General features: G+C 43.4%; 25 protein-coding genes and 1 pseudogene. 10 read left to right on the plus strand and 16 right to left on the minus strand.

Translation table 11 applies throughout. From position 1 onward, the window contains the following. Nucleotides 1-25: 25 nt before the first annotated feature. From narI to HPK16_RS12300, 4 genes are read right to left on the minus strand one after another with little or no spacing between them, the layout of a single operon-like run. Nucleotides 26-694, minus strand: a complete 669-nt coding sequence (gene narI / locus HPK16_RS12285) for a respiratory nitrate reductase subunit gamma (protein WP_181677240.1) — start codon at nucleotides 692-694, stop codon at nucleotides 26-28. Beyond that, nucleotides 684-1289: a nitrate reductase molybdenum cofactor assembly chaperone gene (narJ, locus tag HPK16_RS12290; protein WP_246369412.1), complete on the minus strand. Its 606-nt coding sequence runs from the start codon at nucleotides 1287-1289 to the stop codon at nucleotides 684-686. The genes narI and narJ overlap by 11 nt, the downstream gene beginning before the upstream one ends. Further along, nucleotides 1252-2847 (minus strand): nitrate reductase subunit beta, encoded by a 1596-nt coding sequence (gene narH / locus HPK16_RS12295; RefSeq protein WP_181677241.1) that lies wholly within the window; start codon nucleotides 2845-2847, stop codon nucleotides 1252-1254. The genes narJ and narH overlap by 38 nt, the downstream gene beginning before the upstream one ends. Beyond that, nucleotides 2837-6511, minus strand: a complete 3675-nt coding sequence (locus HPK16_RS12300; RefSeq protein WP_425487936.1) for a nitrate reductase subunit alpha — start codon at nucleotides 6509-6511, stop codon at nucleotides 2837-2839. Before HPK16_RS12300 ends, narH begins: the two co-directional genes overlap by 11 nt. A gap of 322 nt (nucleotides 6512-6833) precedes the next feature. Between HPK16_RS12300 and HPK16_RS12305 the strand changes: the two genes are divergently transcribed. The 4 genes from HPK16_RS12305 to HPK16_RS12320 are packed head-to-tail and all read left to right on the plus strand — an operon-like array spanning nucleotide 6834 to nucleotide 9519. After that, nucleotides 6834-7505, plus strand: coding sequence for a molybdate ABC transporter permease subunit (locus HPK16_RS12305; RefSeq protein WP_181677243.1), 672 nt, complete (start codon nucleotides 6834-6836; stop codon nucleotides 7503-7505). A gap of 3 nt (nucleotides 7506-7508) precedes the next feature. Further along, the gene (locus HPK16_RS12310; RefSeq protein ID WP_181677244.1) at nucleotides 7509-8159 is read left to right on the plus strand and encodes an ATP-binding cassette domain-containing protein; all 651 of its coding nucleotides are present in this window, start codon (nucleotides 7509-7511) and stop codon (nucleotides 8157-8159) included. Then, on the plus strand, nucleotides 8146-8703 hold the full coding sequence (locus tag HPK16_RS12315; protein WP_181677245.1) for a molybdenum cofactor guanylyltransferase: 558 nt from the start codon (nucleotides 8146-8148) through the stop codon (nucleotides 8701-8703). Before HPK16_RS12310 ends, HPK16_RS12315 begins: the two co-directional genes overlap by 14 nt. Nucleotides 8704-8724: 21 nt before the next feature. After that, on the plus strand, nucleotides 8725-9519 hold the full coding sequence (locus HPK16_RS12320) for a DUF817 domain-containing protein (RefSeq protein WP_181677246.1): 795 nt from the start codon (nucleotides 8725-8727) through the stop codon (nucleotides 9517-9519). Nucleotides 9520-9580: 61 nt separating this feature from the next. Here HPK16_RS12320 and HPK16_RS12325 read toward each other — a convergent pair whose 3' ends face one another. The 4 genes from HPK16_RS12325 to HPK16_RS12340 all read right to left on the minus strand — a co-directional run bounded on the left by HPK16_RS12325 (nucleotide 9581) and on the right by HPK16_RS12340 (nucleotide 13686). Next, complete coding sequence (locus HPK16_RS12325) at nucleotides 9581-9799, minus strand: GAD-like domain-containing protein (protein ID WP_181677247.1); 219 nt, start codon at nucleotides 9797-9799, stop codon at nucleotides 9581-9583. 197 nt (nucleotides 9800-9996) lie between these two features. Continuing rightward, on the minus strand, nucleotides 9997-10494 hold the full coding sequence (locus HPK16_RS12330) for an Imm6 family immunity protein (RefSeq protein ID WP_181677248.1): 498 nt from the start codon (nucleotides 10492-10494) through the stop codon (nucleotides 9997-9999). Between the two features lie 14 nt (nucleotides 10495-10508). Then, entirely contained in the window at nucleotides 10509-12314 is a 1806-nt protein-coding gene (locus HPK16_RS16855) for a hypothetical protein (protein ID WP_343064816.1), read from the minus strand. Nucleotides 12315-12759: 445 nt separating this feature from the next. Continuing rightward, nucleotides 12760-13686, minus strand: coding sequence for a ketopantoate reductase family protein (locus HPK16_RS12340; RefSeq protein ID WP_181677249.1), 927 nt, complete (start codon nucleotides 13684-13686; stop codon nucleotides 12760-12762). Between the two features lie 187 nt (nucleotides 13687-13873). On the opposite strand from HPK16_RS12340, the pseudogene HPK16_RS17020 reads away from it, so the two are divergent. Together HPK16_RS17020 and HPK16_RS12345 are read left to right on the plus strand one after the other, a co-directional pair. Beyond that, nucleotides 13874-13969 (plus strand): annotated as a pseudogene (locus HPK16_RS17020) (TetR/AcrR family transcriptional regulator); the annotation flags it as partial. Nucleotides 13970-14005: 36 nt separating this feature from the next. Next, a complete protein-coding gene (locus tag HPK16_RS12345; protein ID WP_246369414.1) occupies nucleotides 14006-14350 on the plus strand; it encodes a hypothetical protein in 345 nt (114 codons plus the stop codon). A gap of 19 nt (nucleotides 14351-14369) precedes the next feature. Here HPK16_RS12345 and HPK16_RS12350 read toward each other — a convergent pair whose 3' ends face one another. From HPK16_RS12350 to HPK16_RS12375, 6 genes are all read right to left on the minus strand, one after another. Continuing rightward, nucleotides 14370-14570 (minus strand): hypothetical protein, encoded by a 201-nt coding sequence (locus HPK16_RS12350; protein ID WP_181677250.1) that lies wholly within the window; start codon nucleotides 14568-14570, stop codon nucleotides 14370-14372. Further along, the gene (locus tag HPK16_RS12355; RefSeq protein WP_181677251.1) at nucleotides 14563-15012 is read right to left on the minus strand and encodes a DUF3997 domain-containing protein; all 450 of its coding nucleotides are present in this window, start codon (nucleotides 15010-15012) and stop codon (nucleotides 14563-14565) included. The genes HPK16_RS12350 and HPK16_RS12355 overlap by 8 nt, the downstream gene beginning before the upstream one ends. 101 nt (nucleotides 15013-15113) lie before the next feature. Next, nucleotides 15114-15458, minus strand: coding sequence for a PqqD family protein (locus HPK16_RS12360; protein ID WP_181677252.1), 345 nt, complete (start codon nucleotides 15456-15458; stop codon nucleotides 15114-15116). Nucleotides 15459-15698: 240 nt separating this feature from the next. Beyond that, complete coding sequence (locus tag HPK16_RS12365) at nucleotides 15699-17597, minus strand: OPT family oligopeptide transporter (protein WP_181677253.1); 1899 nt, start codon at nucleotides 17595-17597, stop codon at nucleotides 15699-15701. A 299-nt stretch (nucleotides 17598-17896) separates the two neighbouring features. Further along, nucleotides 17897-18004 (minus strand): putative holin-like toxin, encoded by a 108-nt coding sequence (locus tag HPK16_RS12370; RefSeq protein ID WP_181677254.1) that lies wholly within the window; start codon nucleotides 18002-18004, stop codon nucleotides 17897-17899. Between the two features lie 400 nt (nucleotides 18005-18404). Next, nucleotides 18405-18512: a putative holin-like toxin gene (locus HPK16_RS12375; protein ID WP_077912427.1), complete on the minus strand. Its 108-nt coding sequence runs from the start codon at nucleotides 18510-18512 to the stop codon at nucleotides 18405-18407. 358 nt (nucleotides 18513-18870) lie between these two features. On the opposite strand from HPK16_RS12375, the gene HPK16_RS12380 reads away from it, so the two are divergent. Next, on the plus strand, nucleotides 18871-19215 hold the full coding sequence (locus tag HPK16_RS12380) for a PadR family transcriptional regulator (RefSeq protein ID WP_118907660.1): 345 nt from the start codon (nucleotides 18871-18873) through the stop codon (nucleotides 19213-19215). After that, nucleotides 19206-20459, plus strand: coding sequence for an FtsW/RodA/SpoVE family cell cycle protein (locus tag HPK16_RS12385; RefSeq protein WP_181677255.1), 1254 nt, complete (start codon nucleotides 19206-19208; stop codon nucleotides 20457-20459). Before HPK16_RS12380 ends, HPK16_RS12385 begins: the two co-directional genes overlap by 10 nt. Nucleotides 20460-20543: 84 nt before the next feature. Here the strand turns inward: HPK16_RS12385 and HPK16_RS12390 are convergent, their stop codons facing one another. Then, on the minus strand, nucleotides 20544-21314 hold the full coding sequence (locus HPK16_RS12390; protein ID WP_181677256.1) for a Cof-type HAD-IIB family hydrolase: 771 nt from the start codon (nucleotides 21312-21314) through the stop codon (nucleotides 20544-20546). 551 nt (nucleotides 21315-21865) lie between these two features. On the opposite strand from HPK16_RS12390, the gene HPK16_RS12395 reads away from it, so the two are divergent. Together HPK16_RS12395 and rnjA are read left to right on the plus strand one after the other, a co-directional pair. Then, nucleotides 21866-22075 (plus strand): DNA-dependent RNA polymerase subunit epsilon, encoded by a 210-nt coding sequence (locus tag HPK16_RS12395; RefSeq protein ID WP_181677257.1) that lies wholly within the window; start codon nucleotides 21866-21868, stop codon nucleotides 22073-22075. Nucleotides 22076-22081: 6 nt separating this feature from the next. After that, a complete protein-coding gene (rnjA, locus tag HPK16_RS12400; RefSeq protein WP_181677258.1) occupies nucleotides 22082-23749 on the plus strand; it encodes a ribonuclease J1 in 1668 nt (555 codons plus the stop codon). 61 nt (nucleotides 23750-23810) lie between these two features. Here rnjA and HPK16_RS12405 read toward each other — a convergent pair whose 3' ends face one another. Beyond that, nucleotides 23811-26111: a 5'-nucleotidase C-terminal domain-containing protein gene (locus tag HPK16_RS12405; RefSeq protein ID WP_181677259.1), complete on the minus strand. Its 2301-nt coding sequence runs from the start codon at nucleotides 26109-26111 to the stop codon at nucleotides 23811-23813. Between the last annotated feature and the right edge of the window lie 59 nt (nucleotides 26112-26170).

Consider the following 26170-nt stretch of genomic DNA (forward strand, 5'->3'; position numbering starts at 1 on the left):
TTATATCCAACGACCTTCCACCCTTTTAACGTCGATAAATAATATAACTCCTCTTCAAATACGTCAGCGGCACGCTCCATGCATGCACCAGTCGTGTGTACGGGAACAGCGCGAAAATGATGAAGGCGCATATGATATGCAGTTGGAAAAATACCGGTACAGTCGCCATCAAGCTCGCGTCTGGTTGGAATATGAACAGCTGTCTGAACCAAATCGAAATTGTTTCGCGGTAATCAAAACCTGGATTCGCTGGGTTTGCAAACAGCGTACTTGCCATTCCTAGAAACAGCGTGACCAGCAGCGCCAAATTTACGATAATATCCATAATCGAACTCGTCATCCGCACGCGATCATTTGACAGGCGTCGGAACGTCAGTAAAAACATCCCTGCAAACGCCATAATCCCGAACACGCTACCAATTCCAACGGCTACAATATGATACATATGCTCGCTAATTCCAATCGAAGTCGTCCAAGTTTTCGGAATGACTAGGCCGATGAAATGCCCGCCAACTACGAAAATAATCCCGATATGAAACAAAATACTCCCAACCATCAACTGCTTCTTCTCAATCATTTCCGAAGACTTCGAGGTCACCGTAAAATGGTCATACCGATAGCGGAAAATATGGCCAAACACAAAGCTCGCCAAAACAAGATAGGGCAAAACAACCCATAAAAAATTATTCCACATGCTGCTTCTCCTCTCCCTGTTTCACGCAAACGCGCAACTCATTCCGCATCGCCTCAATCACAAAACGATATGGATTCCCAGCCTCTTCAAGCGCCTGAAGCAAGTGATACGAGCCATCTTCAATCACACCAATCAAAAGCTCGATGCTATCCCCCGAACGCTCGTCCATGTACCAGTCACCCGCATCAATAAACTCAAGCATCAGCGGCAAATAATCCGTCAACTCCGCATCATCCGGCAACAAACCGAACATCTCATACAAAACTTTCAACTTTGCCAGCATCTGCCCACGTTCCCGCGCATCTTCAAACTTATAAAACGTCATGTAAAGCGTCGTCTTTTTATTAAAATCAAACGTGTCCACATAAGTTTCCGTAATTTCACCGAACGTCAGCGCAGAAATCTCCTCCCAAAACGCCGTGATTAATTCCAGCGTTTTAGGATTCGTAAATGTTTCTTCAAGCAAAAACCGATCATTCATAAAGCGTTTTTCAGGATACGATAGCACTGCCGAAATAGCGCCAAAAACAGCACGTTTCTCGTCTAGCAAGGCATAATTAATCACGCCAAATCCCCCCATAAAAACTTTCTTCATACATGTCCTGCGTTGATTTCGAAGGCTGCTGGGTACTATTTCCCATCGGCATCGGCGTATTCGTCACATCTGGCTTATTAATCTGATCCGCCAAACTACAACCGCCACAAACATCCTCAGAAAAACCAGATGAACCTTGCGCTCTATACGTATCAATGTAATCCTCTTTATGACTCGCCGGAATCACAAAACGATCCTCATATTTCGCAATCGCAAGCAGACGATACATCTTCTTCACTTCCCGCTCCGTCATCCCGATTCGTTCCAATTTTGTCGTATCGAAATCTTTACCAGAACTCACCGCGCGCATATACGTCCGCATCATCGCCATTTTTTGTAGCGACGTTTTTATAACATCCGTATTTCCCGCCGTCAGCAAACTTGCCAAATAATCAACAGGAATCCGCATTTCATCAATCGCTGGGAAAATCATATCCGGATTATTAATCGAATCTTTTCCTTCAAAATAGTTCATGATTGGCGAAAGTGGTGGCACGTACCAAACCATTGGCATTGTGCGGTATTCTGGATGCAATGGGAACGCAATCTTGTATTCCTTCGCCATTTTGTAAACTGGTGAATTCTGCGCTGCCTTAATCCAATCTTCTTTAATACCATCTTTACGCGCCTGCTCAATCACGGCCGGGTCATGTGGGTCTAAAAATAGCTCTAATTGCTTTTCATACAACTCTTTTTCGTCCTCCACAGAAGCCGCTTCTTTCACGCCGTCCGCATCATAAAGCATTACGCCAAGATAGCGAATCCGACCTGTACACGTTTCCGAGCAAACCGTTGGCAAACCTGCCTCGATACGTGGGAAACAGAACGTACATTTCTCCGCCTTATTCGTTTTCCAGTTGAAGTACACTTTTTTGTACGGGCAACCAGTCATGCAATAACGCCATCCGCGACACGCTTCTTGATCGACAAGCACAATCCCGTCCTCATCGCGTTTATACATCGCACCACTTGGACACGACGCCACGCAGGAAGGATTCAAGCAATGTTCACACAAACGAGGCAAATACATCATAAACGCTGTCTCAAAATTCGTTTTTATCTCCGTTTCGATGTTTTTCATGTTCGGATCAAGTGGCATCGTTGTTGGTGCTCCCGCCAAATCATCTTCCCAGTTTGGTCCCCATTCGATTTCCATGTTTTTACCTGTAATCACGGATTTCGGACGCGCCACCGGTTGATTTTTCTTCTCTTTCGGCGTGAAAAGCGTATCGTAATTGTACGTCCACGGCTCATAATAATCCTTCAATTCTGGCATATCCGGATTGTAGAAAATTTTCCCAAGCATGACTTTGTTCCACTTCGAACCAGCCGCTAGTTCCAATTTCCCTTTTTTCAGTTTCCAGCCACCTTTGTAGCGTTCTTGGTCTTCCCATTGCTTTGGATAGCCAATACCAGGCTTCGTTTCGACATTGTTAAACCAGATATACTCAGCACCAGGGCGGTTTGTCCACGTATTTTTACACGTCACACTACACGTATGGCAGCCGATGCATTTGTCTAAATTCATTACCATTCCTACTTGCGCTTTAATCTTCAAGCCAATTCACCTCGTTCAGTTTCCGGACAGCAACATAGAGATCCCGCTGATTTCCAATTGGTCCATAATAGTTAAAACCGTAGCTAAGTTGTGCATATCCACCAACCATTTGCGTTGGTTTCACGTGGATTTTCGTCGGCGCATTGTGACTACCACCGCGTGTTCCTGTAATCGAAGTCCCGGGAACGTTGATGTGACGGTCTTGCGCGTGATACATGTACATCGTTCCTTTTGGCATTCTGTGACTAACGACCGCACGAGCCGTTACTACGCCATTTCGGTTATAAACTTCGAGCCAGTCATTATCTTTAATTTTGCCAGCTTCCGCATCTTCATGGTTAATCCACACGTTCGGACCACCGCGGAAAAGCGTCAACATATGCTGATTATCTTGGTACATACTGTGAATATTCCACTTACCATGCGGCGTCAAATAGCGCAACACAATCGTATCCGGCGTCTCCACAATTTCCTTATCACGAGGTGCAAAAACTTGCGGCGGCAATGTCGGCTTATACACCGGCAAAGCTTCCCCGTATTGTAAAAACATCTCATGATCAATGTAAAAATGCTGGCGTCCAGTAAGCGTCCTGAACGGAACTAAATGCTCAATATTCGTCGTAAATGGCGAATAACGCTTGCCGTCCGTATTCGAGCCCGTAAACACAGGCGTCGGAATCACTTCACGCGGTTGCGCCGTAATGCTCTGGAACGTAATCCGCTCCGCCTCACGAGGCTTCGCTAAATGACTAAGCTCCATTCCCGTCGCGTCCTCCGCCACTTCCCAAGCTCGAACCGCAACCTTCCCGTTCGTCGCACTAGAAATATGCAGAATCGCGTTCGCCGCTTGTCGTTCCGACTCCATAATCGGCATCCCGTTCTTAATCGTATCATCCTCATAAATCCCGTTGATACTCTTCATTTCTTCATACTCGCCACTCACCGAGAACTGCGTCCCATGCGCGCCGACCTTGCCTGTTCCAACGTTCGGACCAAGCGTCACAAACTTATCATAAATCTGCGTATAATCCCGCTCAACAAATTGGAATTGCGGCATCGTCTTGCCTGGAATCGCCTCAACCTCGCCTTTTTTCCAGTCCTTAATCTCACCATAAGGCTGCGAAATCTCCATTTGCGTATCATGATTCAGCGGCAACATAATCACGTCGCGCTGCACCTCGTGCAAGTGATCCTTCGCCATCTCAGAAAACGTCTGACTCAAATCCTTGAAAATATTCCAATCCGATTTCGACTCCCAAAGCGGACTTATCGCTGGGTTAAACGGATGCACAAAAGGATGCATATCCGTACTTGAAATATCCGTTTTCTCATACCACGTCGCAGCAGGAAGCACCACATCCGAATAAATTGGCGTCGCCGTCATCCGGAAATCAAGCGTCACCATCAAATCCAATTTCCCTTCCGTTTCCTCGTCACGCCACACCATTTCCTCCGGCTTAAACTCATCATTTGGCGTCGACAACAAATTATTCGTCGTCCCAAACAAATGCTTCATAAAGTACTCCTGCCCTTTTCCACTAGAAGAAACCAGGTTCGAGCGCCATACAAAAAGACCACGCGGGAAATTCACAGGATTATCCGGATCTTCCACCGCAAACTGCAATTTCTCCGACTTCAAATCATCGACAATACCCGACACGATTTCCGCATCCGATTTGTCCTTATTTTCCGCCGCGAACAGCAAACTATTCTTGTTAAACTGCGGATACGAAGGCAACCAACCAAGTCGCGCCGCCAACACATTGTAATCCGCCGGGTGTTTATAGCTCGTTTTTTGCGCCAGTGGAGATTTCAAAGCATCCGTGTCCATTTCCTCATAGCGCCACTGATCCGTTGCAAAATACCAGAAACTCGTCGCATTCTGCTGTCTCACCGCGCCCTGCCAATCCTTCGCAAAAGCAACCGTTTGCCAGCCCTCAATCGGACGACATTTTTCCTGACCAACGTAATGCGCCCAGCCTCCGCCGTTCACACCTTGTGATGCCGTCAAAATTACCAAGTTCAAAATCGAGCGGTAAATCGTGTCACTATTAAACCAGTGATTAATCCCAGCGCCCATAATAATCATCGAACGACCACCAGTATCAATCGCGTTCTGCGCAAACTCACGCGCGATCTGCGTCACGATATCCGCCTTCACACCCGTAATCGGTTCTTGCCAAGCCGGCGTATACAGACTCTCTGCATCATCCAAACCACGAGCAGCCAACGTATCCCCGTCATGCCGCGCCACACCATACTGGCTCAACATCACATCATAGACCGTTGCCACTAAGCGCTTCGAACCATCAGCAAGTGTAATTTCCCGAACTGGCAATTCCCGTTCAAAAATTCCATTTCCCGTATTATCAAAATAAGGAAACGCAACCGTATCAATCCGATCCAAGCCAACCGTCATCGCAGGCGCAATCACAGAACCATCCTCGCGTTCAAGCGACAGATTCCACTTCACGCCCTCTTCCCAACGCTGACCCATCGTCCCATTTGGAACCACAATCTCGCCCGTCGTCTCATCAATCAAACACGTTTTCCAATCCGCGTGCGCTAACTTTTCAAGCCCCGCATGCAAATCATCCTCACGCAAGAAACGGCCCGGCGTCAAGCCCTTATCCGTCTCGTCAAGCAACAGCAAAAACGGCAAATCCGTAAACTGTTTCGCGTAATCAATAAACTGCGATTCCGCGCGCTCCACATAAAACTCCTTCAAAATAACATGCGTCATCGCTTGCGCAAGTGCAGCATCCGTCCCAGGATTCGGCGCCAACCAGTTATCCGCAAACTTCACGTTCTCCGCATAATCCGGCGCAACCGCTACAACTTTTGTCCCCTTATAACGAACCTCCGTCATAAAATGCGCATCCGGCGTCCGAGTCAGCGGCACGTTCGAGCCCCACATCATAATGTAACCCGCATTATACCAGTCACTCGACTCCGGCACGTCCGTCTGCTCACCCCAAATTTGCGGAGAAGCCGGCGGTAAATCCGCATACCAATCATAAAAACTCAGCATTTCACCACCGAGCAGCGTCAAAAACCGCGACCCAGCCGCATAACTAATCATCGACATCGCTGGAATCGGGGTAAAGCCTGCCAAGCGATCCGGTCCATATTTCTTAATCGTATAGATCAGCATCGCCGCGACCATATAATACGCTTCCTGCCACGACACCCGAATTTGTCCACCCTTACCACGCGCACTCTTATAGCTCTCCGCCTTCTCAGGATCTTCCACGATACTCGCCCAAGCCTTAATCGGATCACCATACTGCTTCAACGCATTTTGCCATAGACGCCACAATTTCCCGCGCACATACGGATATTTCACACGCAGAGGACTATACTCATACCACGAAAAACTCGCACCACGCGGACAGCCACGAGGTTCAAATTCCGGCATATCCGGCCCACAACTTGGGTAATCCGTCGCCTGATTTTCCCACGTAATAATCCCGTTTTTCACGAAAACCTGCCAACTACATGAACCCGTACAATTGACACCATGCGTCGTGCGAACCACTTTATCATGACTCCAGCGATCCCGATACATCTTCTCCCAAGCACGACTTTTCTCCTCCATCACCGTCCAGTTTCCATTAAATTTCTCCGTCCGTTTAAAGAACCGCAAACCTTTTTTCCTCACTATGTACCACCTCATTTTTGTTATTATATTCACAAAGAAAAACAGTAAAATTCCTATCTAACCCGATAGTACAACTTCTCCCATTTTCGCGCATCGGGAGAATCCCTATATTTTATATTTTTAACCGACGAAATCTTCTTTGACGGCATTTTCAAATAGTGCTATAATAAATACGAAAAGAGAGCCAATAAAGATGGTAGCTCAAGTTAATTAAATAGGCTTTTTACGACCATCTATTATCTCGCCTAAAGCTAATAGATGGTTATTCTTTGTCCTTTTGTATTCATAATCAGAACGAAATACATATAATATTCGGAGGTTTTCCATGCTAACACCAGTCCTGCACTCACTCTTAGTCGCATTTGCGTCTACCATTCTCGCGTTCCTCACCATGCTCCCACTCAGCTACTACTTCGCGAACCGCAAGTCCAGATTCCAACTCCTCATCGAGATCATCATCCTGCTCCCACTCGTTTTACCGCCAACCGTTGTTGGTCTCATTCTACTTAATCTGTTCGGAAAAAATGATCTCGTCGGCGCTTTTTTATGGGACAACTTCAACTATAGCTTCATCTTCACGCTCGCCGGTGCCATCATTGCCACAACGATTATCATCCTGCCAATCATGTACCAAGGCCTTAAAAGCGCGTTCCTCTCCATCGATCACGACCTCGTCTGGGCCGCGCAAACCTTATCCGCAAACGCCAGAACTATCTTTGTCAAAATCATTCTCCCAAACTGCTGGCAACCCATTTTAGCAGGGATTTTACTGAGTTTTTGCCGGGCAATGGGGGAATTCGGCGCTAGTCTTATGGTCGCCGGTTACATCGAAGGAAAAACCGATACCATCGCGTCCAGCATTTATTTCATGGTTCAACAAGGCGACATGCGCACCGCCATTTATCTTGGCCTTATCAACGTCATCATTGGTATTTTCGCGCTGATGGTCATCCACATCCTGACCGTCCGCCAAACTAACTTAACGAGAGGAATGTAACCCATGGGACTACGCTTAAAATTCAAAAAGAAACTACCCTTTCACGACCTGGATATTAACTACGATTTCGTCGCCCCAATCACAGCGATTATGGGCGCGAGCGGCTCCGGCAAATCCACCCTTTTCCAATGCATCAGTGGCCTAAAAAAAATTGACGAAGGTATCATCGAATTTAACAACACCGCTTGGGACGATACATACAGCGATATCACCGTTCCAACCGCCGCCCGCAAAGTCGGCTACCTATTCCAAAACCTAGCCCTTTTTCCAAATATGAACGTCTTTCAAAATATCGCTTTCGGTCTAACCGTCAACAAGAAAAATCGCGCCGAAATCGAACAACAAGTCCGCAAAATAAGCGATTACTTGCAGATTTCCCATCTCCTTTTTTCCTCCGTCCAAAAATTATCCGGCGGTGAGAAACAACGCGTAGCCATGGCGCGAGCAATGATTATCAATCCAAACCTACTTCTTTTAGACGAACCATTCAACGGTCTTGACGAAGACACCCGCAACATCTGCATCGAGCTAGTTGGCCAAATGGCGCGCGATTTCGACATTCCCGTCATTTTCGTGACCCATTATCACCAAGAAGCCGAATCGCTCACAGGAGAAATTTTGAAAATAAAGGATGGTCGCCTTGTCAAAAACTAAAACAATCGCAGGAATCATTCTTGCTGGTGGAAATTCCCGACGTTTCGGCGAAGATAAAGCGCTGTACAAAGAGACACCCGACTCGCAAACATGGGTAGAGCAAACCGCCGAAAAAATGCGCCCACTTGTCGATCATGTATTCATCGTCACCAATCAGCGCCTGTTCGCAAGCATCAATTCCTTGTTTCCAGACGCCGATACCACCGTTTTTTCAGACAAAGAACCATTCCTAGACAAAGGTCCACTCGGCGGCATTCACGCAGTTTTGGATGCTAGCGATTACAAGCGTTACCTCCTCACACCGACCGACACACCTCAGATTACGACCGCGATTTTCGCCGAACTCATCCATCAGGGAAATGCCTATGCCGCGACCAAAACCGCCGACCACTATCTCACAGCCTGCATCCCGTCCTGCAAATCTGAAATCGAGGCCATGTTACACGACGACAATCTGCGCATTCGGCAACTTTTGCAAACCATCGGCACGCAAAAACACCTTTTTCAAAGCGATACCCCATTTCAAAATAGAAACTACAAATAAGCATCCCTCAGGAGGTACCACATGCGTTTCCTATCCCTACTCTGGCAATTCACCTGGATACAAATACTCTGTTGCATCTTCCCAGCCATCATTTTTCTCTCGCTCGCCTTTTCCAAATACATCGACATTCCCTTCATTCCAAGATACGATTTACTGCTCATCATCTGCATCATCGCCCAACTACTTTTGATCAAATTCGGCCTTGAAACATGGGATGAACTCAAAGTCATCATGCTTTTTCATGTCATCGGACTTGTACTCGAAATCTACAAAATCCATATGGGTTCGTGGGCCTATCCCGAAGACGCCTACACAAAAATTCTCGGCGTCCCACTTTACAGCGGCTTCATGTACTCAAGCGTCGCCAGCTACATTTGCCAAGCATGGAAACGCTTCGACCTCACCGTCAAAAATTGGCCCAAAAGCAGCTACGTCATCACGCTCTGCGCCGCAATTTATCTCAACTTTTTCACCCACCATTACATCTGGGACCTGCGCTACATACTCATTATCGCCGTCCTCATCCTATTCCTGCGCACCGTCGTATCGTTCACAGTCGGCGACAAACGCCTGAGGATGCCGCTATCTCTGTCCTTCCTACTCATCGCCTTCTTCATCTGGGTCGCAGAAAACATCGCCAGCTTCTTCGGCGCTTGGTATTACCCCGACCAAGAAGTCACCTGGCAACTCGTCGGCTTCGGCAAAATCACCAGCTGGTACTTGCTAATCATCATCACCGTCATGATCGTCGCCGAACTCAAATTCCTCAAAAAAGACCTACAAGAAGACAGCGAAAACCCACCGATTCACGACTGATTCGGTGGGTTTTCTTCACTTAATAAAATGGATAAATGAGTACTTTGTTGTTTTAATATAATTAAGACCTTATAAATTTTGTTCGAAAATGCGTTACCATTCCAAGTACTTGTCTGTAATCGTTTGGATTGATAACTCTTATATAGCCATTCAAAAAATTACCAAATCCATGTTCACTCCATATATGCATTATTTCTTTCGGAAGAGCATTTTCATATTCTTTTAGAACTTCTTTACCAGCATACTCCACTACCTTAAAGTCTGAAAAAATATTATCCATTGACCCTCACTCTCTCAAATCACTGTAGGTAACTTTGTCGTAATTTCTCCTTAGTAATAGGTTAGCCCGCTTCATTTAATCTCATGTCCATAAAAATACTTAGAGCCTATATTCCAACTATTCTTTGCGCGTTCATTCACGTAACTGGTAACAGAATTTAAGCTGTCTTGATTCATATAAATTCAGATAAATAGACCTCAAATACCCAATTTCTTTTGTATATTTTTCTGTGATAAGTCACTATCCTCATCAACTATTATTTCCACTGCTTTTTCAATATCTTCTTTTTTCATTAAACCTGACTTCTCAATATTTTGTATGAAATCTGTGATTCTATCTTCACTGATTTCCTCTAATGCTTGAGGTAAAAATTTCACACCATTCTCTTCATACATTTTCCAAGCCATATAAGCTACTGCGTCTAGAACTGTATACCATATTTCAATGTTTTTTGGATCCTCTGCTTGTTCAGCAAACTCACCTATATCATTATAGTCTGGACTATCTATCAGTACATAAATATCATCAGCAGTGATTTTTGTATCAATTAGACTCTTCCAGCATACATCTAACGCCATTCTTCCTTCATTATAATTAGAAGTCGTGGTATCCATAAATGAAAACATTTTTTCAGCCAAACTTAAATACAGCACTTTTTTTCTATTATCCTCTAATTCTCCCCATATTTTCTCCATGTCAATCCGCCTTTCTATAACATTTTTCCGTCTTTCAATGTAAATTCTAATATATCCCTTGCCTTTATGGTCTCATCTATTTCTGATGTTACTATAACTGTAACGTTAGGATACTTAGCACTAAATTGATAAAAGATTCCCGATTCATTTTCAGGGAAAGTGTTTATTAATCCTTTAGTACATTTATTACATACTCCATTAGGATTAGATTGATGTATTTTTAAAACACCTTCTACCTCTTCCGGTTTTACCCCTAACTTTTGAACAGCTATATCAAACTCATTCAAAACTCCCTCTTCGGCATGTTTAGTAAACTGCACCAATCTAGAATTAGATGAATCATAGGGTGCTTTAATCGCTCGATCAGGCATGATTTCGTCTAAATCCGGTAATCCTGCTTGCTTCCTCACTTTAGGGGAACCACCTTCAAAGACCATATCTTCTAAGCCTTTCACGTCTGTCTTACCAGCAGCTATAGTATCTGTTTCTGGAACTTTCCACTTATCTCTGAGCGCAGACAAGTCCTCTGAGCCTACTTTAATATCATCTGTGTGCTTGCCAATACTCTCTACAACCTCATCGCTACCACCAAATAAACCTTTTGCCATATTTTCAAAGCGATGTGTATTTTCTGCGCCCCCCATTACAACTTGTGTGGTACCAAAAGGAGATGCTACAACGCGCGGTTGAAAAAAGTTCTTAGCAGTTGTCTCTCCAACATCTGCTACCTTACCTAGCTTACTTGCACCATTTCTAATTTGATTTTTTGTGGCATTCGCAGTTGAACTCGCTACATCACTTATAACCCGCGGCACATTCCGAACCCGCTCGGCACTCTCACGCAATGCCTGTCTTCCCATCGCATCCACATGAGACAAGCCTTGTTTTGCCGTTTGGCGCAATGTCAATTTAGTCCCTACCTGCGTGGCATCCAACGCCAATCCGCCAGCCTTCGTCGCCGTACTAAACGCTCGGATTCCCTTCACGCCCGGAATGATATCCAACAACGCAAACGCCCCGCGTGTCGCGCGTTCGGTCCCGTCCATTTCGCGTCCCGTCATCCAGTCTTTTCCGGTCGCGGCGCTGCTCAATTCTAGTGTACCATACGCAACGCCCAGTGCCAAACCTGCGGGTGGACACACAATGCTGACGCCGATAATCACAATCGCTGCTCCAATATCTCGCCACAATTCGAGATTCTGCTGGCCATCTCGAATCGAATCATACTCAAACGCGCGCGAACTCGATACCGCCGATTGGTACTCCTCGTACGTGAATTCTTGGTCGGGATTTTGCTTACTATACTCCGCAAACGATGCCTTCAAGTTATCTGCGAAAAAGTTATCGCCTGCCATAATGTCGCTTAGCTTAATCTTGTCTTTTGGCACCGTTGTCGTCGTTGCACCGTAACCGCCATAATCATATCCGCCTGTTGTTATAATCGTCGTCGCGCCAATCGTGTTCTTCGTCTCATAATTATCAATCGACAAAGCTTCCATCTTCTCCACAAACGCATCGATATCCTTATAAAACGGTTCATCAATGACGCGCTCCACCATACTTCCCGCTTCCCCTGCATAATCATGAAGTACTTCTATTTTTTCAAACATTTGCTGATACTTATTTTCCATATCCGTGAAAGAAAACGAAATCACGCCATCACTATCATCTTTTCGAATATCTTGTTGAATATCCTCAAAATTAGCGTTGACTTTCTTCAACTGATCGATAACACCTTTTCCCCATACACCAAGTCCAATGAGCGTTCCCAAGGCTTCTTTGGACTTATCCCATTCACCGTCTCTATATTTTACATCCACATATTTTGCCCCCCATGTTAGTATTTTCCACACTTAGTATAACAAATGTAGGCAAAATAAAAAAGCCTATAACATTAATCGTAATATGACTCATTTAAAAAGTCATATTCCTTCACCAATAATTAACAAGTCTTAGAACAGTAGAATTTGATCATAACAAGAAAGTTATCCACCTCTCCATAGACTCATCCCGCACACTGAGAACCCCCGAAGGTAAAAGTACAATGACAGCAGCTGGTAACCACGTGTTGATTATTCCATGAGAAAGCTATCAACTCCTAGTGTACGCCGTTGAAAAAGCTAAATCCATTGCTAAGGATCATGGTACAGTCCTCCATCAAGATGATTTTATATTCAGAAATCCGACATCAAATAAACCGCTATTCTATGCGAATAGCGGTTCTTCCAAAATCATATAAAATCACTTAAAACGTGTTCTATTTTCTCACTTAATAAATCGTTCTACAGCATCAAGCCTTGGCGCACGTATATCGTATTTCCGAGCCTCCGCAATCACTTCACTTACAGCATAACCAACTTTGTAATGATTGTGGGCCACGAGTGCATAACTCACACTTTTAGGCGAAAACACGAGCTTACTCAGAAAAAAGCCCACAAGTTTTGGCGGCAACACATTTAAAATCTGACTTAACACATCCAACTTCGACCCCTTCGCCTTCAAAATCAGAACAATTTCCTTCATGTTGCTTCCAATTCCAGCTAGTGATACTGACGAAGAGACTACCCCTTTAAAACTCCCACTCTTCAACACCTCCACTTCCATTGCCGTGTTGAATGCGAAATGATTCCAGAGCCAACTTTGAAAATCCTTCGAAGTCTTAATTTTGAACCCAGCACCAGCAAAAAGAGCCTGAACCTCCAAATCCCTTTTGCTAAAGTCCGATTCAAACGTTCCCAAGTTCACCGCTTTGTAAAGCCCACCATAAACCTTATTGCCTTCAAATCCACCACCAGCATTCGGAAAACCGTACACAATTTGATTTGGTGGAATTGGCTGAAGCGCCACTTGAGGATCTGTCCAGAAATTACAGAAAAACAGCACAGTTGCCCGTCCAACTCGCGGAGCAAGATACTTCGCCGCAATTGCTACTTGCTCCGGATTAACACTCAAAAAAATAAGATCATAGTCATGATTTTCCGCTATCTCTTCATGCATGACAATCGACCATTTCTCTTTCACTAGCCTATCTTTTTTACTCCTCCTCGCATCCCAAATTTCCAAATCCACATACGAACCATATTCCACTTTCCTACCCTCCCGAACATAAAATTCTACAGTATGCCCCGCTTGCTCCAACGCCCATGCATATTGTGTTCCAATAGCACCGCGTCCAAAAATAAGTATTTTCATAGCAATTCTCCTCCTATTACATTGACTATACGACAACGTGTTGTATAATGAATTATACGGCGTCACGCCAGCCACATCAACCCACAATTTCTTCAAATCTGTTGGACGATGAAAGGAGATTAAGATAAAAAAACAACCTGAAATAACCAATAAAACACGGCAATCACTAGTCGACGTTTTCTGCGAACTGTATAGTCAAAAACCAGTAGAGAAGATTACCGTACAAGAAATCGCTAATAAGTCCGGATATAATCGCAGTACCTTCTATCAATATTTTACTGACGTCTACGATTTACTTAGCTTCATCGAAAATGATATTTTGGATTATATCCGCGAAAAAGTAAAAAAAACGGAGCAAATAGACGCAAAGTCAAAGGATATTCTCCTGCTTTTTGAAGAAAAAGAATTGTATCTAACTGCCTTATTGGGTGATTACGGGAACATTCGCTTTACCGATAAGCTAAAGAACGAATTTTTTTCTGACGGACTGGATCACTGTGTTCCAAAAGACAATGCGATGACACCTTATTTATTAGAATTCAACATCTCGACTGCGTTTTCTCTGATTCGTCTTTGGCAACGTCGTCAAAAAGATTTACCACCCGACCAATTATTTCATCTGATTGATACACTCGTTAATTCGGGAACGTCCTCTGTTAAATAACCAACGAAAACCCACCGATTCACGACTGATTCGGTGGGTTTTCGCTATTATTTTTTCGCGCACGGAGATACCTATTGATATAAAAATTAATCATAAAAACGGCCATGAAGATAAGAATGCGATACATATCAGGAAAGCCATAATCCGGAATAAAAATCAAAACTCCAATGATCCCCGCACTCATACATCCCAAAATATTCATCCAAATTTTTCTATTCATAACTACGCTCCTCGCCCTTAATCCGCTCCTCATAAGGAACCAACTCCAAATCTATCCCCTTTTTCGCTTTAAGTTTCGTGAATGCATCCAAATCAAGCGGACCATAAGGCTTCTCCCACTCCAAATCAAAAATCCAATACTGCGGATTCTGATGCTTCAAACGACGTTCCCCAACTTCCTCCGCGTCCTCCGATTTAGCAATCAAATACGCCTCATTCCAATCCACTTCTACAATATTCCCAATCATTTCTTCCGTATCATCCACGACAATCTTAAACACATTATCCATCGCCCCATCAGGATACCTCCGCACAAAGTCATGCTCCATCGTGTTAATCGCCACGATTTGATACTTATCATTCACAGCAATTTCATAATCACCAGCCCCTGAACAGCCCGCCAGCGCGAATATACTCAAACTTCCAACTAATTTCTTTATCATCTGAATTCACTCTTTTCTGCCATTTCCCTATGTAAAACTATCCCATTCCACTTTATCATAAAAAAACAGCGAAGACCAAAAACTGATCTCCGCCGCTCTCCTTATCCTCTTTTCCACTGCAACCAACTATACGAATCCATGATTTGCAAGAACCGGACTAACCTCGACAAACTCATCCCATCCTCGTTTCCAAACGTCCGCGAAAACCGCTCCTCCATCTCTGGAATCGATGTCTCCCCGTCCATTTGCGAAAGAATAAAATACCCATGTTCATCAAGCTTAATACGTCGTTCTGTCGGCTGCTTCAAAAGTTTCGTCGCCACGCGCTCGAGCCAAGCCGAACGCGGCACAATCAAATACTTCTCCTGCTCCGCCACTTCCAAAACTAGATTCTCCTTCAAAACTGGAATTTCCTCCAACATATTGCGCCGTTCTTTTTTTCGCATAGAATAATTCCCTCCCTATGTCCAAACATTTAGCACTACGAAACTATGCTGTACCTATAAAGCGGAGCGACAAATGATTAGATGCTAGGCAAAGGCAAGTACCAGCGCGGAGTGTACGAATTGTACATCAACTAAAAACAGGAAGGGAGTCTCACCCCCGACCATGTGAGAAGTTATGCGAAGTACGGCGTAGAAGAGCACTGGAACGGAGCCTTTAACGACGCAGCTGAGCGTTTGTCGTTACGCTTTCTTCTTTTTTGGTACTGTAGAGAAGTAAAGTAGCGTACACACAATCAAGAACACCAAGAATGGTAACCATTGATTCGAAAGCAGGTACTCGGTCGGAATAATGTTCGGGTTAATCGAAATCACAAACGCGATTATAACGCCAAGCAGCGATTCCCCCGCGATTAAACCAGACGCAAACAATGTACCACGCTCGATGCGCTCTGCTTTTTCCTTGTCCTTTTTCAACTTGATTACTTGGTTTACGATCAAACGTACAAATCCACCGAACATAACCGTCGCACTGATGTTTAGCGGCAAGTATAGACCTACTGCGAAAACAAGCGAGTTCATGCCTAGGAATTCAATCACAACGGCAATCGAAACCCCGATAAAGATGAGCGTCCACGGCAGATTACCATTCAAAATACCTTCTGCGAGAATTTTCATCAACGCCGCTTTTGGAGCTGGTAATGCTTCAGAACCCATGCCATATGCGTTATCTAGCAACGTCAAAATGTAACCCATCACAAGACCACTGGCGATAACACCGATCATCATCGCAACTTGCTGTTTCCAAGGCGTCCCACCAACGAGATACCCGGTTTTCAAATCTTGTGAAATATCACCCGCAACCGCAAGTGCCGTACAAACAATCGCGGCAACCGTCAATGTCAACACAATGCCTTCTGTACCGCTGTAACCAAACGATTTATAAGCAATCGCCACAATTAAAAGCGTCGCAATCGTCATCCCTGAAACTGGTGACGAAGAACTGCCGACAATTCCAACAATCCGTGATGCCACTGTAACGAATAAGAATCCGAAAATCGCAATCGCCAAGGCGCCAATAATCCCCACATTCGTGAACGGATCAAACGCGATAATCACGATTAGCACGGTAATCCCAATCAAAACCCATTTCATCGGAATATCTTTATCTGTACGCTCAATTTCAAGCATTTTCTGACCTTTATTTTTATTCAGACTAACCATCGTACTGCGAAGTGTCTGAATAATCGCCGGCATCGTTTTCGCAAGTGTAATCAGACCACCCGCAGCAACCGCACCCGCGCCGATATAACGAATATAATTATCCCAAATCATACTCGCATCTAAATTCTTCAACGCCTCTGTCGCTGGGAAAATAACATCCGAACTCCCAGCACCGAAAAACGCAATCGACGGAATCAAAACGAGCGATGCCATCAAACCACCGGCCACCATCTGACCCGCAATTTTCGGCCCGATAATGAACCCAACGCCGAGTAAGGCCGGATAAATTTGCGTCCCGATAAAGGCATTCTGGAAATTATAAATCCCCGTCTGCACATCACTTCGGAACACTTTGAAACCATCTGTAAGAACTTTTACAAGCGCACCAACTCCGAAACCAAATACGACGAGTTTCGCTTGCGCACCGCCACCTTTTTCACCCGTTTTCAGAACTTCCGCACAGGCCGTTCCTTCGGGATACGGCAACGTTTCATGTTCATTAACAATCAGCATTCTACGAAGTGGCACCATCATGAACACGCCCAGGAATCCCCCGGTTAGCACGATAAATACCAGCATAATTTGGTTGATATCCACGCCCATCATGAACAGCGCAGGAATTGTAAATACCGCACCAGCACCGAGCGCTTCCCCCGCCGTCGTCATCGTCTGTACAATATTATTTTCTAAAATAGAATCCCGTCTAAAAATACCACGCAAAATCCCCATCGAAATAACTGCCGCTGGAATCGACGCCGATACCGTCAAACCTACTTTGAGTCCTAAGTAAGCATTTGCCGCACCGAACAAAATTGAAAGAATAATACCAAGAATAATGGCAGTTGCAGTCAACTCTGGCAGTGATTTGGAAGCAGGTATGTAAGGCTGAAATTTCTTGCTACCCATTTTATCACTCATTTTGTAACTACTCCTTTTATGTTTTGTGTAATCTCTGTTCCTTTAAAGCAAAGATTCAGTTTCTATTTTAACGCTACTTTATTATTTTCGCAAAGGAAATCTGGACAAAAGAACAAAAATGTACAATCACTGCTTGAGTAATGACGCATCGCTATGTTATAATTAGGGTAAATTAAAAGAGAGTCGTGTTCCACCACAACTCCCTAATATAGAATGACGTAAGCCGCTTCAAAGACGGTGACTTTCGTTTAAAATGGTACGAACCCATCTAATCTCCTGTCAGAGTGTGTAGATGGGTTTTATTTGTCTTCTTTCATTGCTTGCACAATAACGATGACCAGCTTGATTAATGATATAACGAACATACCAAAACCAAGCGCCAAAGTTAACGATTCTGCAACTGACATTAGGCATTTCCTCTCTCCAGATTTGATAGCCTACATACATAAGCATCACTCCTTTCAATTAGAAAGCCACCATCCTTTACACACCTTACTCTACGCGACTATTATACCACGGTATTTCCAATATCTTTAAATAAAGATTATTCTATAAATCATTGTTTCCTAACTTTTCTCGTAACGAGTAGCTAGAGAAACATAAGATATGGCAATTTTAAAACACTATTACATTCGTCGCTTGAGTAGTGATGCTTATCTGTGCTATACTTAGGGTAATAAAAAGAGAGCCGTGGTGGTACACGACTCCCTAGTATAGAATGACGTAAGCCGCTTCAAAGACGGTGACTTTCGTTTACATGTTATAAAAACCATCTAATCTCCGGTCAGGGTATAATCAGATGGTTTTTTATTTGTCGTTTTTCATTGCTTGCACCATTACGATAACGAGCTTGAGGAAGGATAGAATAAACATTCCAAACCCAAGTGCCATCATAATCGATTCTGCAACTGACATCAGACATTTCCTTTCTCCAGATTTGATAACCTACATACATAAGCATCACTCCCTTCAATCAGAAAGCCACCATCCTTTACACACCTTACTCTACACGACTATTATATCATGTTTTTTCCAATATCTTTAAATAAAGATTATTCTATAACTCATCGTTTCCTAACTTTTTTCGTAACGTATTTAAAGAACGATCCTTGATACATCACTACCGTATCAAGGGTCGTTCTTTTGCGTCTGAAAACATTTTTAATGCATTCGTAAAAGCCCTATCAAAAGATTTGACACACATAAATATATAATATAACATATACCTATGATTACTATGCATATAAAACATATGCATCGGAAGGAGACTGTTATGAAGATTAGTAAAGAGTTGCTAAAAGGTAGTACCACCACTCTTATTTTAAGCCTACTGAATTCAAAACCAATGTATGGCTATGAAATTATTAAAGAGTTGGAAATGAAGTCTGAGGGAATTTTTAGTTTGAAAGAAGGAACGATCTATCCCATTCTGCACACCCTTGAAGATAAAGGATTTATTATCTCTTATTGGGGAGAAGGCCAGGGTAAGAGAAAGCGAAAATACTATAATATCAATGAAAAAGGCAAGGAATTTATACAGGAAAAAAAAGAGGAATGGTCCATCTTTAAAACTGCCGTGGACGAGGTGTTGAAAGGAGAGAAAACTGTATGCGATTAGAAGACGATTTTGAAGTATATATGAAAGAATTGTGTAAAAAAATAAGAAATAAAGATGTGCACGCTAGTCTAAAACTGGAAATAAGTGATCATCTTCAAACGCTTAAGGAGGAAGCCTTACTTGCAGGGCTCTCAGAAGAAGAGGCTACTGCTCAGGCGTTGGATCGTATGGGAGATGTGAAATCGCTTGGAAAACAGCTTAACAAAACACACAAAGCACCGATGGATATCAAAACCTTACTCCCAGTAATGATAGCCTCACTGTTTGGATTACTCGTCATGTATTATTTACAATTTCATTCTACGTTTACAGAGCTTCAGAATATGAAAGTATTTAATAAGAGTCTTATCTTTTACTTAGTAGGAATTCTGCTGATGCTAAGCTTTTCTAGGCTTGATTATAGAAAGTTGTTAAAGTATTCCAAACACCTATACGTGGGGACCGTCCTAATTCTATTAATAACGGTTATTTTTGGCGTTAGAGTAGATGGTTTACCTTTTTTAATCTTAGGTTTTGCTAATGTTAATTTTATCGAGATTACTCCATTTCTCCTCGTTATATCCTTTGCTGGAATCTTTCATTCTTGGAACTGGAACGATTCTCGAAAATCTTGGCTTGGAGTAGGTATCTTGGCATTTCCGATTTTGTTGCTCTTTACAACAAGTGCCTTAGCAACTTCTATCATTTGTATTATTGGTTGCATAGCCATTATGCTCAGTTCTAAAGCCAGCATTAAACAAACTGTAGCGTACGCAGCTGCTACTTTTATATGGCCAGTCTTCAACCTAGTGATTCTATTGCAAAATTATACATTAATCAATACCGTGGACATTAAAAATCTAGGCGCATCTAATTTTATCGGAAGTAGTCTTAATCTGACACCAAATTTAATTTCTGAGGTACATACAGATTTAATATTCATGTACATCATCTATTCATTTGGCTGGTTAGCCGCGATTATTGCTGTTGTGTTGATTGTCTTTTTTATCTGTAGAATATTGCGTGCGGCGAAAAACATTCCTTTCATTTATGGCAAAATGCTGGTTATAGGATTGGCGGTAACTTTTGCAAGCCAATTTATACTAAGCATATTGACAAACTTAGGCTTCTCACCTTTATCTGATGCGGCCATGCCATTCATGAGCTTTGGCGGCACACACATATTGTTCGAGATGATTGCATTAGGCTTGATTTTAAGCGTATTTAAAAGACGTAAAGTAGCTGATATACCTGGTTTGACATAATCTCACAAAACATCAAAAGCGCTAAAAAAGCTATCAAACCAAGCTTTTTTAGCGCTTTTCTATCAAACAGCCAGCTGTTCTTTTTTATAGTAATCCCAATCGCTGTAACCCTTTCAAAATCCCGTCATTATCCACGGAATCAGTCACGAAATCAGCTATCGCCTTCACTTCATCACGACCATTTTCCATCGCGACTCCCGTGCCGACTTCTTGTAGCATTTCGATATCGTTCAGACCGTCGCCAAACGCGTACGCATCCTCAATTTTGAAATCCAAGCGCTTCAGCATTTCGCGAATACCAACTGCTTTCGAACCGTTCGCCGGCGCCACATCCATCGACACATCGTGCCAGCGCAAGAATCCGTATTCAGGGAACTTCTCTTTATAAAAAGCATCATGGCTCTCATCTGCAAATAGCAAACATTGATACAACGTCCGCCCTTTATAAAATTCCGCATCAAGCTCTGGATACCCCTCTTTAAGCGAGTTCATGCCCTCGTGCACCTTATGATGATCCGGAATATTCGTACGCAACGTCTCCTCGTTCATAAATACAAGTGGATGATCGCGCTCTTCCGTCACTTCGATTAAACGCTCCATCGACGCCTGCGGTAATGGGTTATCAAACACCATTTCCCCTTCAAAAACCACATATTGCCCATTGAAACTCACATATGAATTAATATTCAGTTCCTCACATATATCCTTTAATAAAAAAGGAGCCCGTCCAGACGCAATCGCCACGTAAACGCCCTTATCCTGCAGATCCTTCACTGCTTTTCTGGCTGAATCTGGAATCTCCTTGTTGTCATTTACCAACGTACCATCTACATCAAAAAACACAATTTTCTTCATAGTTCAAATCTCCTCAGACCAAATTTGCGGGAAAAAATGCACCCATTTACTAATCTCACCATCCAGTATACCAAAAAAAGTGCGCTAGCGGGCAAAAACAGTATCTTCTATATCAGGCTTTTAAAATCACATGCAGTCACCCAAAAACACGATTTTCTAGCTTTCCATCACTTTTTCGAGCAATTTAAGTATATTGTAGTAGCATTTATCGTTTTTTATGGTATATTAGAACTCAAGGATAAAAGTTCGGATCTTGATTTCACAAAGAAGTGACTCGTTAAACCTACCGTGAATTGAAATCATTCTCTGCCCATTTTGTTTAAAATGCGTAGAATAATGGTATTCAATTGGAGTAGGCGAAAAAAACGCAGAATGTCATGTTATATTCTAAAATCGTAGCCAAACAGACGCGCGGCTACTATTGTTTCTTTTTGCCTTTTTAACGAGCCTCACCCGTCTTATCCATGAAACTGTTATGTAAATAGATTGCAAATGAGGAGCAATGCTATTTTTACTAATGAATAATAACGAAACATAAAGGAGAGAAAAAAATGATTTTTAAAGTTTATTATCAAGCAACAAAAACCGAAACACCTGTCAGAGAAAAAACACAATCAATCTATGTGGAAGCGAAGGACGTGCCAGAAGTGCGCGTTATTCTTAAAGACCAACCCTTCCATATTGAGCTAGTAGAACAATTGAGCGAGGCGCACCTACAATACGAAAAACAAAATGAAGATTTTCAACTGTGGGGGCAGTAATCCGCTATGAAATTCGTAAAAAATAATGAAACGGCTGTTTTCGCACTCGGTGGTCTAGGCGAAATCGGAAAAAACACTTACGGCGTGCAATTTCAGGATGAAATAATCCTCATCGATGCTGGTATCAAGTTCCCAGAGGACGAACTACTCGGCATTGATTATGTTATTCCTGATTACACGTATTTAATTAAAAACAAAGAAAAAATTAAAGGCTTGTTCATCACGCATGGTCACGAAGATCATATCGGTGGCGTTCCTTACTTGCTTCGCGAACTGAATATCCCCGTTTACGCTGGGAAACTCGCGGCGGCACTTATTCGTAACAAATTAGAAGAACACGGCTTACTGCGCCAAACGAAGATTTACGAGTTTGAGGAAGAGGACGTTTTCAAATTCCGCAAAACAAGTATTTCCTTCTTCGCAACGACGCATAGTATTCCAGATTCATATGGTATCGTTGTCAAAACGCCATCTGGAAATATCGTTCACACAGGCGATTTCAAATTCGATTTCACACCTGTTGGCGAACCAGCGAACTTAACAAAAATGGCGGAAATCGGCAAAGAAGGCGTTCTATGTCTCCTTTCAGATTCCACCAATGCGGAAGTTCCTAATTTTACAATGAGTGAGCGTATCGTTGGTGAAAGTATCAAAAATATTTTCCGCGATGTTGATGGTCGGATTATTTTCGCTACTTTTGCATCCAACATTTATCGTTTGCAACAAGTTGTTGAATCATCGGTCGCAACAGGTCGTAAAATTGCTGTTTTTGGACGTAGTATGGATTCTGCTATCACAATCGGTATCGAACTCGGCTATATTCAAGCGCCGAAAGATACGTTTATCGAATGGGGTCAATTGAATAAACTACCCGCGAACGAAGTCACGATTCTTTGTACTGGTAGTCAAGGCGAACCGATGGCTGCACTTTCGCGTATTGCGAACGGTACCCATCGCCAAATCCAAATTCAACCTGGCGATACTGTTGTCTTCTCCTCATCACCAATTCCTGGAAACACGATCAGCGTAAACCGCACGATCAATCTACTTTTCCAAGCTGGTGCAGAAGTTGTTCACGGTAAAGTCAACAACATTCACACATCCGGTCACGGTGGCCAACAAGAACAGAAACTAATGCTTCGTCTGATGAAGCCAAAATATTTCATGCCGATTCATGGTGAGTTCCGGATGCAAAAAATGCACGCTCAATCCGCGTTTTATTGTGGCGTTCCTCATGAAAACAGCTTTATCATGGAAAATGGAGACGTGCTAGCCCTAACTGCCGATACCGCGCATGTTGCAGGTAAAATCCAAGCAGCAAACGTGTATATCGATGGTAGCGGAATTGGCGATATCGGTAATATCGTATTGCGCGATCGCCGCGTCTTGTCCGAAGAAGGTTTAGTGATTGTTGTTGTTTCTATAAGCGCTGCTAAAAATAAAGTCATGGCAGGTCCCGACATCATTTCACGCGGTTTCATCTACATGCGCGAATCCGGCAACCTAATCAATGAGGCACAAGGCTTGCTACGCCGTCATCTCAACAAAGTGATGGACAGCAAAACAACGCAATGGTCTGAGATTAAAAACGAAGTCACAGACACGCTCCAACCTTTCTTATACGAAAAAACAAAACGCCGTCCGATGATTTTACCGATCATTATGGAAGTGTAGTATAAATAAAAAACACCAGAACAGTTATGAGCCCCAGCGCTCCATCTGTTCTGGTGTTTCTTTACGCTGTTTTACGTCTTAAATAATAAACACCGATTCCAACTAACACAAGTCCACCAAGCATTACGCCGGTTTGATCTTGATCGCCGGTTTGTGGCAAGTTCTCATTTTTTACTGGGACTACTTCTTCTGATACGACATCACCGCCAGTTGCAGAAGGAATAACTGGTTCTGGCGTTACCGTTCCGCCATCACCATTCCCGTCAACATCTGGTGTTTCTGTCCCCCCATTATTACCCCCAGGAACTTCTTCTCCGCCGCCATTGTCAATTGGATCTGCGGCCATAACTGCTACCGTGAATGCTTTACTATAGCCATCCGCATCTGTTATCGTCACGCCGAACGTATCGCCCTCTTTCAAGTTTTCACCGCTCATATCGATTTCAAAATTACCATCTGCGTCCGCTACGATTGGCGCTACTTTTGCCTTCACCGCTAACGTATCCACAGTAACCGTTGCACCAGGAACGGTTTTTCCTTTGAACACGGCATCTTTTTCTTTGTAAGACACGAAAACTGTGCTGTCCGTGATTGCTTGAATCGCCGCATCTTCTTTTTCCTTCGCTATTTCTGCCTCTGTTTTAAATGTTTTACGACCAAGCGCAGGCGTTACAAGTTGGCTTTGTGACTGAATATAATTAATAAATGTATCCGTGTCTGGATCAATAACATCGACTTGTTTCCCTTTCGTGAAGGCCGAGAATGAATCGCCGCCGCCAAATAGGAAATCATTGATGACAACGCGGTAAGTTGTTGCTGGGTCTAGCTTCGTGCCATCTTCTTTCATCACATCCACCACACGTTTTTCGCCAGCATCATTTTTTGTGTACGTGTACTTCAAGCCAGAAACTTGTAAAAAGTACTTCTCAGATTCATCATATTGCTGATTCAGCGCTTCGATAATATCCGCGCCAGACAGTTCTACCACTTGCAAAATGTTTCCGAATGGCTGCACGGCTTGCGCTGCGCCCCATGTCACAGCAAACGAGCCATTCGCGGCAGTTCCAACAAGATCGGAGCGAATTCCACCGTTATTTGTCATCGCAAAATCAACTGCAATTCCGGCTTGTTTCGCCATTTCGCGTTGACCATCCGTGATCAAATTACCAAGCGGAGATTCGTTATCTGCATTCGTATCACGCGTCATGACAGCACTATCCATTTGCCCGATTGGCTTACTAATGACTGGATTTACAAGCGCATATGCCTCGTCAATGACACTGCGAACCGCTGCATCAGGCGTCACATCTTGCAAATTATATTTGATTTCCGCACTCGGAGTTGTCTCGAAATCTTTTGTCGTTTTGTTTAGCACGCCAGTCACATTGGAATACGCCTTCCCATTGCTGTAACTTTGCACCAAACGCGTATTGCCAACTTTACCATTCGTATATTGGTGATTATGCCCCGCTAAAACAAGGTCTACACTATTGTTTGGCGCAATTTGGTTTACTTTATTGATCATGTCAACCGCAGCGCCAGAAACCGCGCCTTCGCCATTCGTCGGATTGCCCGGAGTAAGCGCTGGAACGTGCGACAGGACAACGATTGCATTCACACCTTTTGACTGTAACTCCGCTGAATATTTTGCGATTGTCTCCACTTCATCCAAGAAGTTGAAATCTTGAATATGATTCGCGAGTACTAAAGATGGAATCTCAGTCGTTACAACGCCGATAAATCCAACATTCACGCCACCCATATTTTTAATCTCATACGGTTTGAAACCATAAGGAATCGCGCCATCTGACTTATTTACCACGTTCGCAACGACAATTGACATATCCGATGCCTCATGATCGTAATTTTGCGTGATTTCATTGAAATTGATCGTATCTCCACCGTCTAAAATTCGTTTATATTCCGCTAAACCTTCGTCAAATTCATGATTTCCTAGCGTTCCAATTTCGAATTTCATCCGATTTAGCACTTTAATCGTCGGCTCATCTTGCAATAATCCAGAAACCGCTGGGCTCGCACCAACCATGTCGCCAGCTTGTACACGTACCGAATTGCTCGCCGTGTTATCCGCCAAACCATTCGCTGTTAAAAAGGCCGCCTCCGTGTTGTTCAAGTTAGTCGCCAAGTAATCCGCGCCGCCAATTTTTCCTAGTGGTGAACTAGAAGGTGTATCTAGTGCCCCGTGGAAATCATTGAGCCCCAAAATCTGCACTGGCACAAGATTTGGATCGACTGCCGCATCCGCCGAGTACGCATTGCTTCCAATCGCCGTTGCACCAATTCCAACCGTCAAACTTGCTGCTAAAACAATCTTTAATCCCTTTTTGTAGATATTTTTCACGTTTTAAAAGCCTCCCTTTTTTTGTGTGCTGCAAAACCGTGGCTATGTTATGTATATGA

This window comes from Paenilisteria rustica (assembly GCF_013820765.1).
GTDB lineage: Bacteria > Bacillota > Bacilli > Lactobacillales > Listeriaceae > Listeria_A > Listeria_A rustica.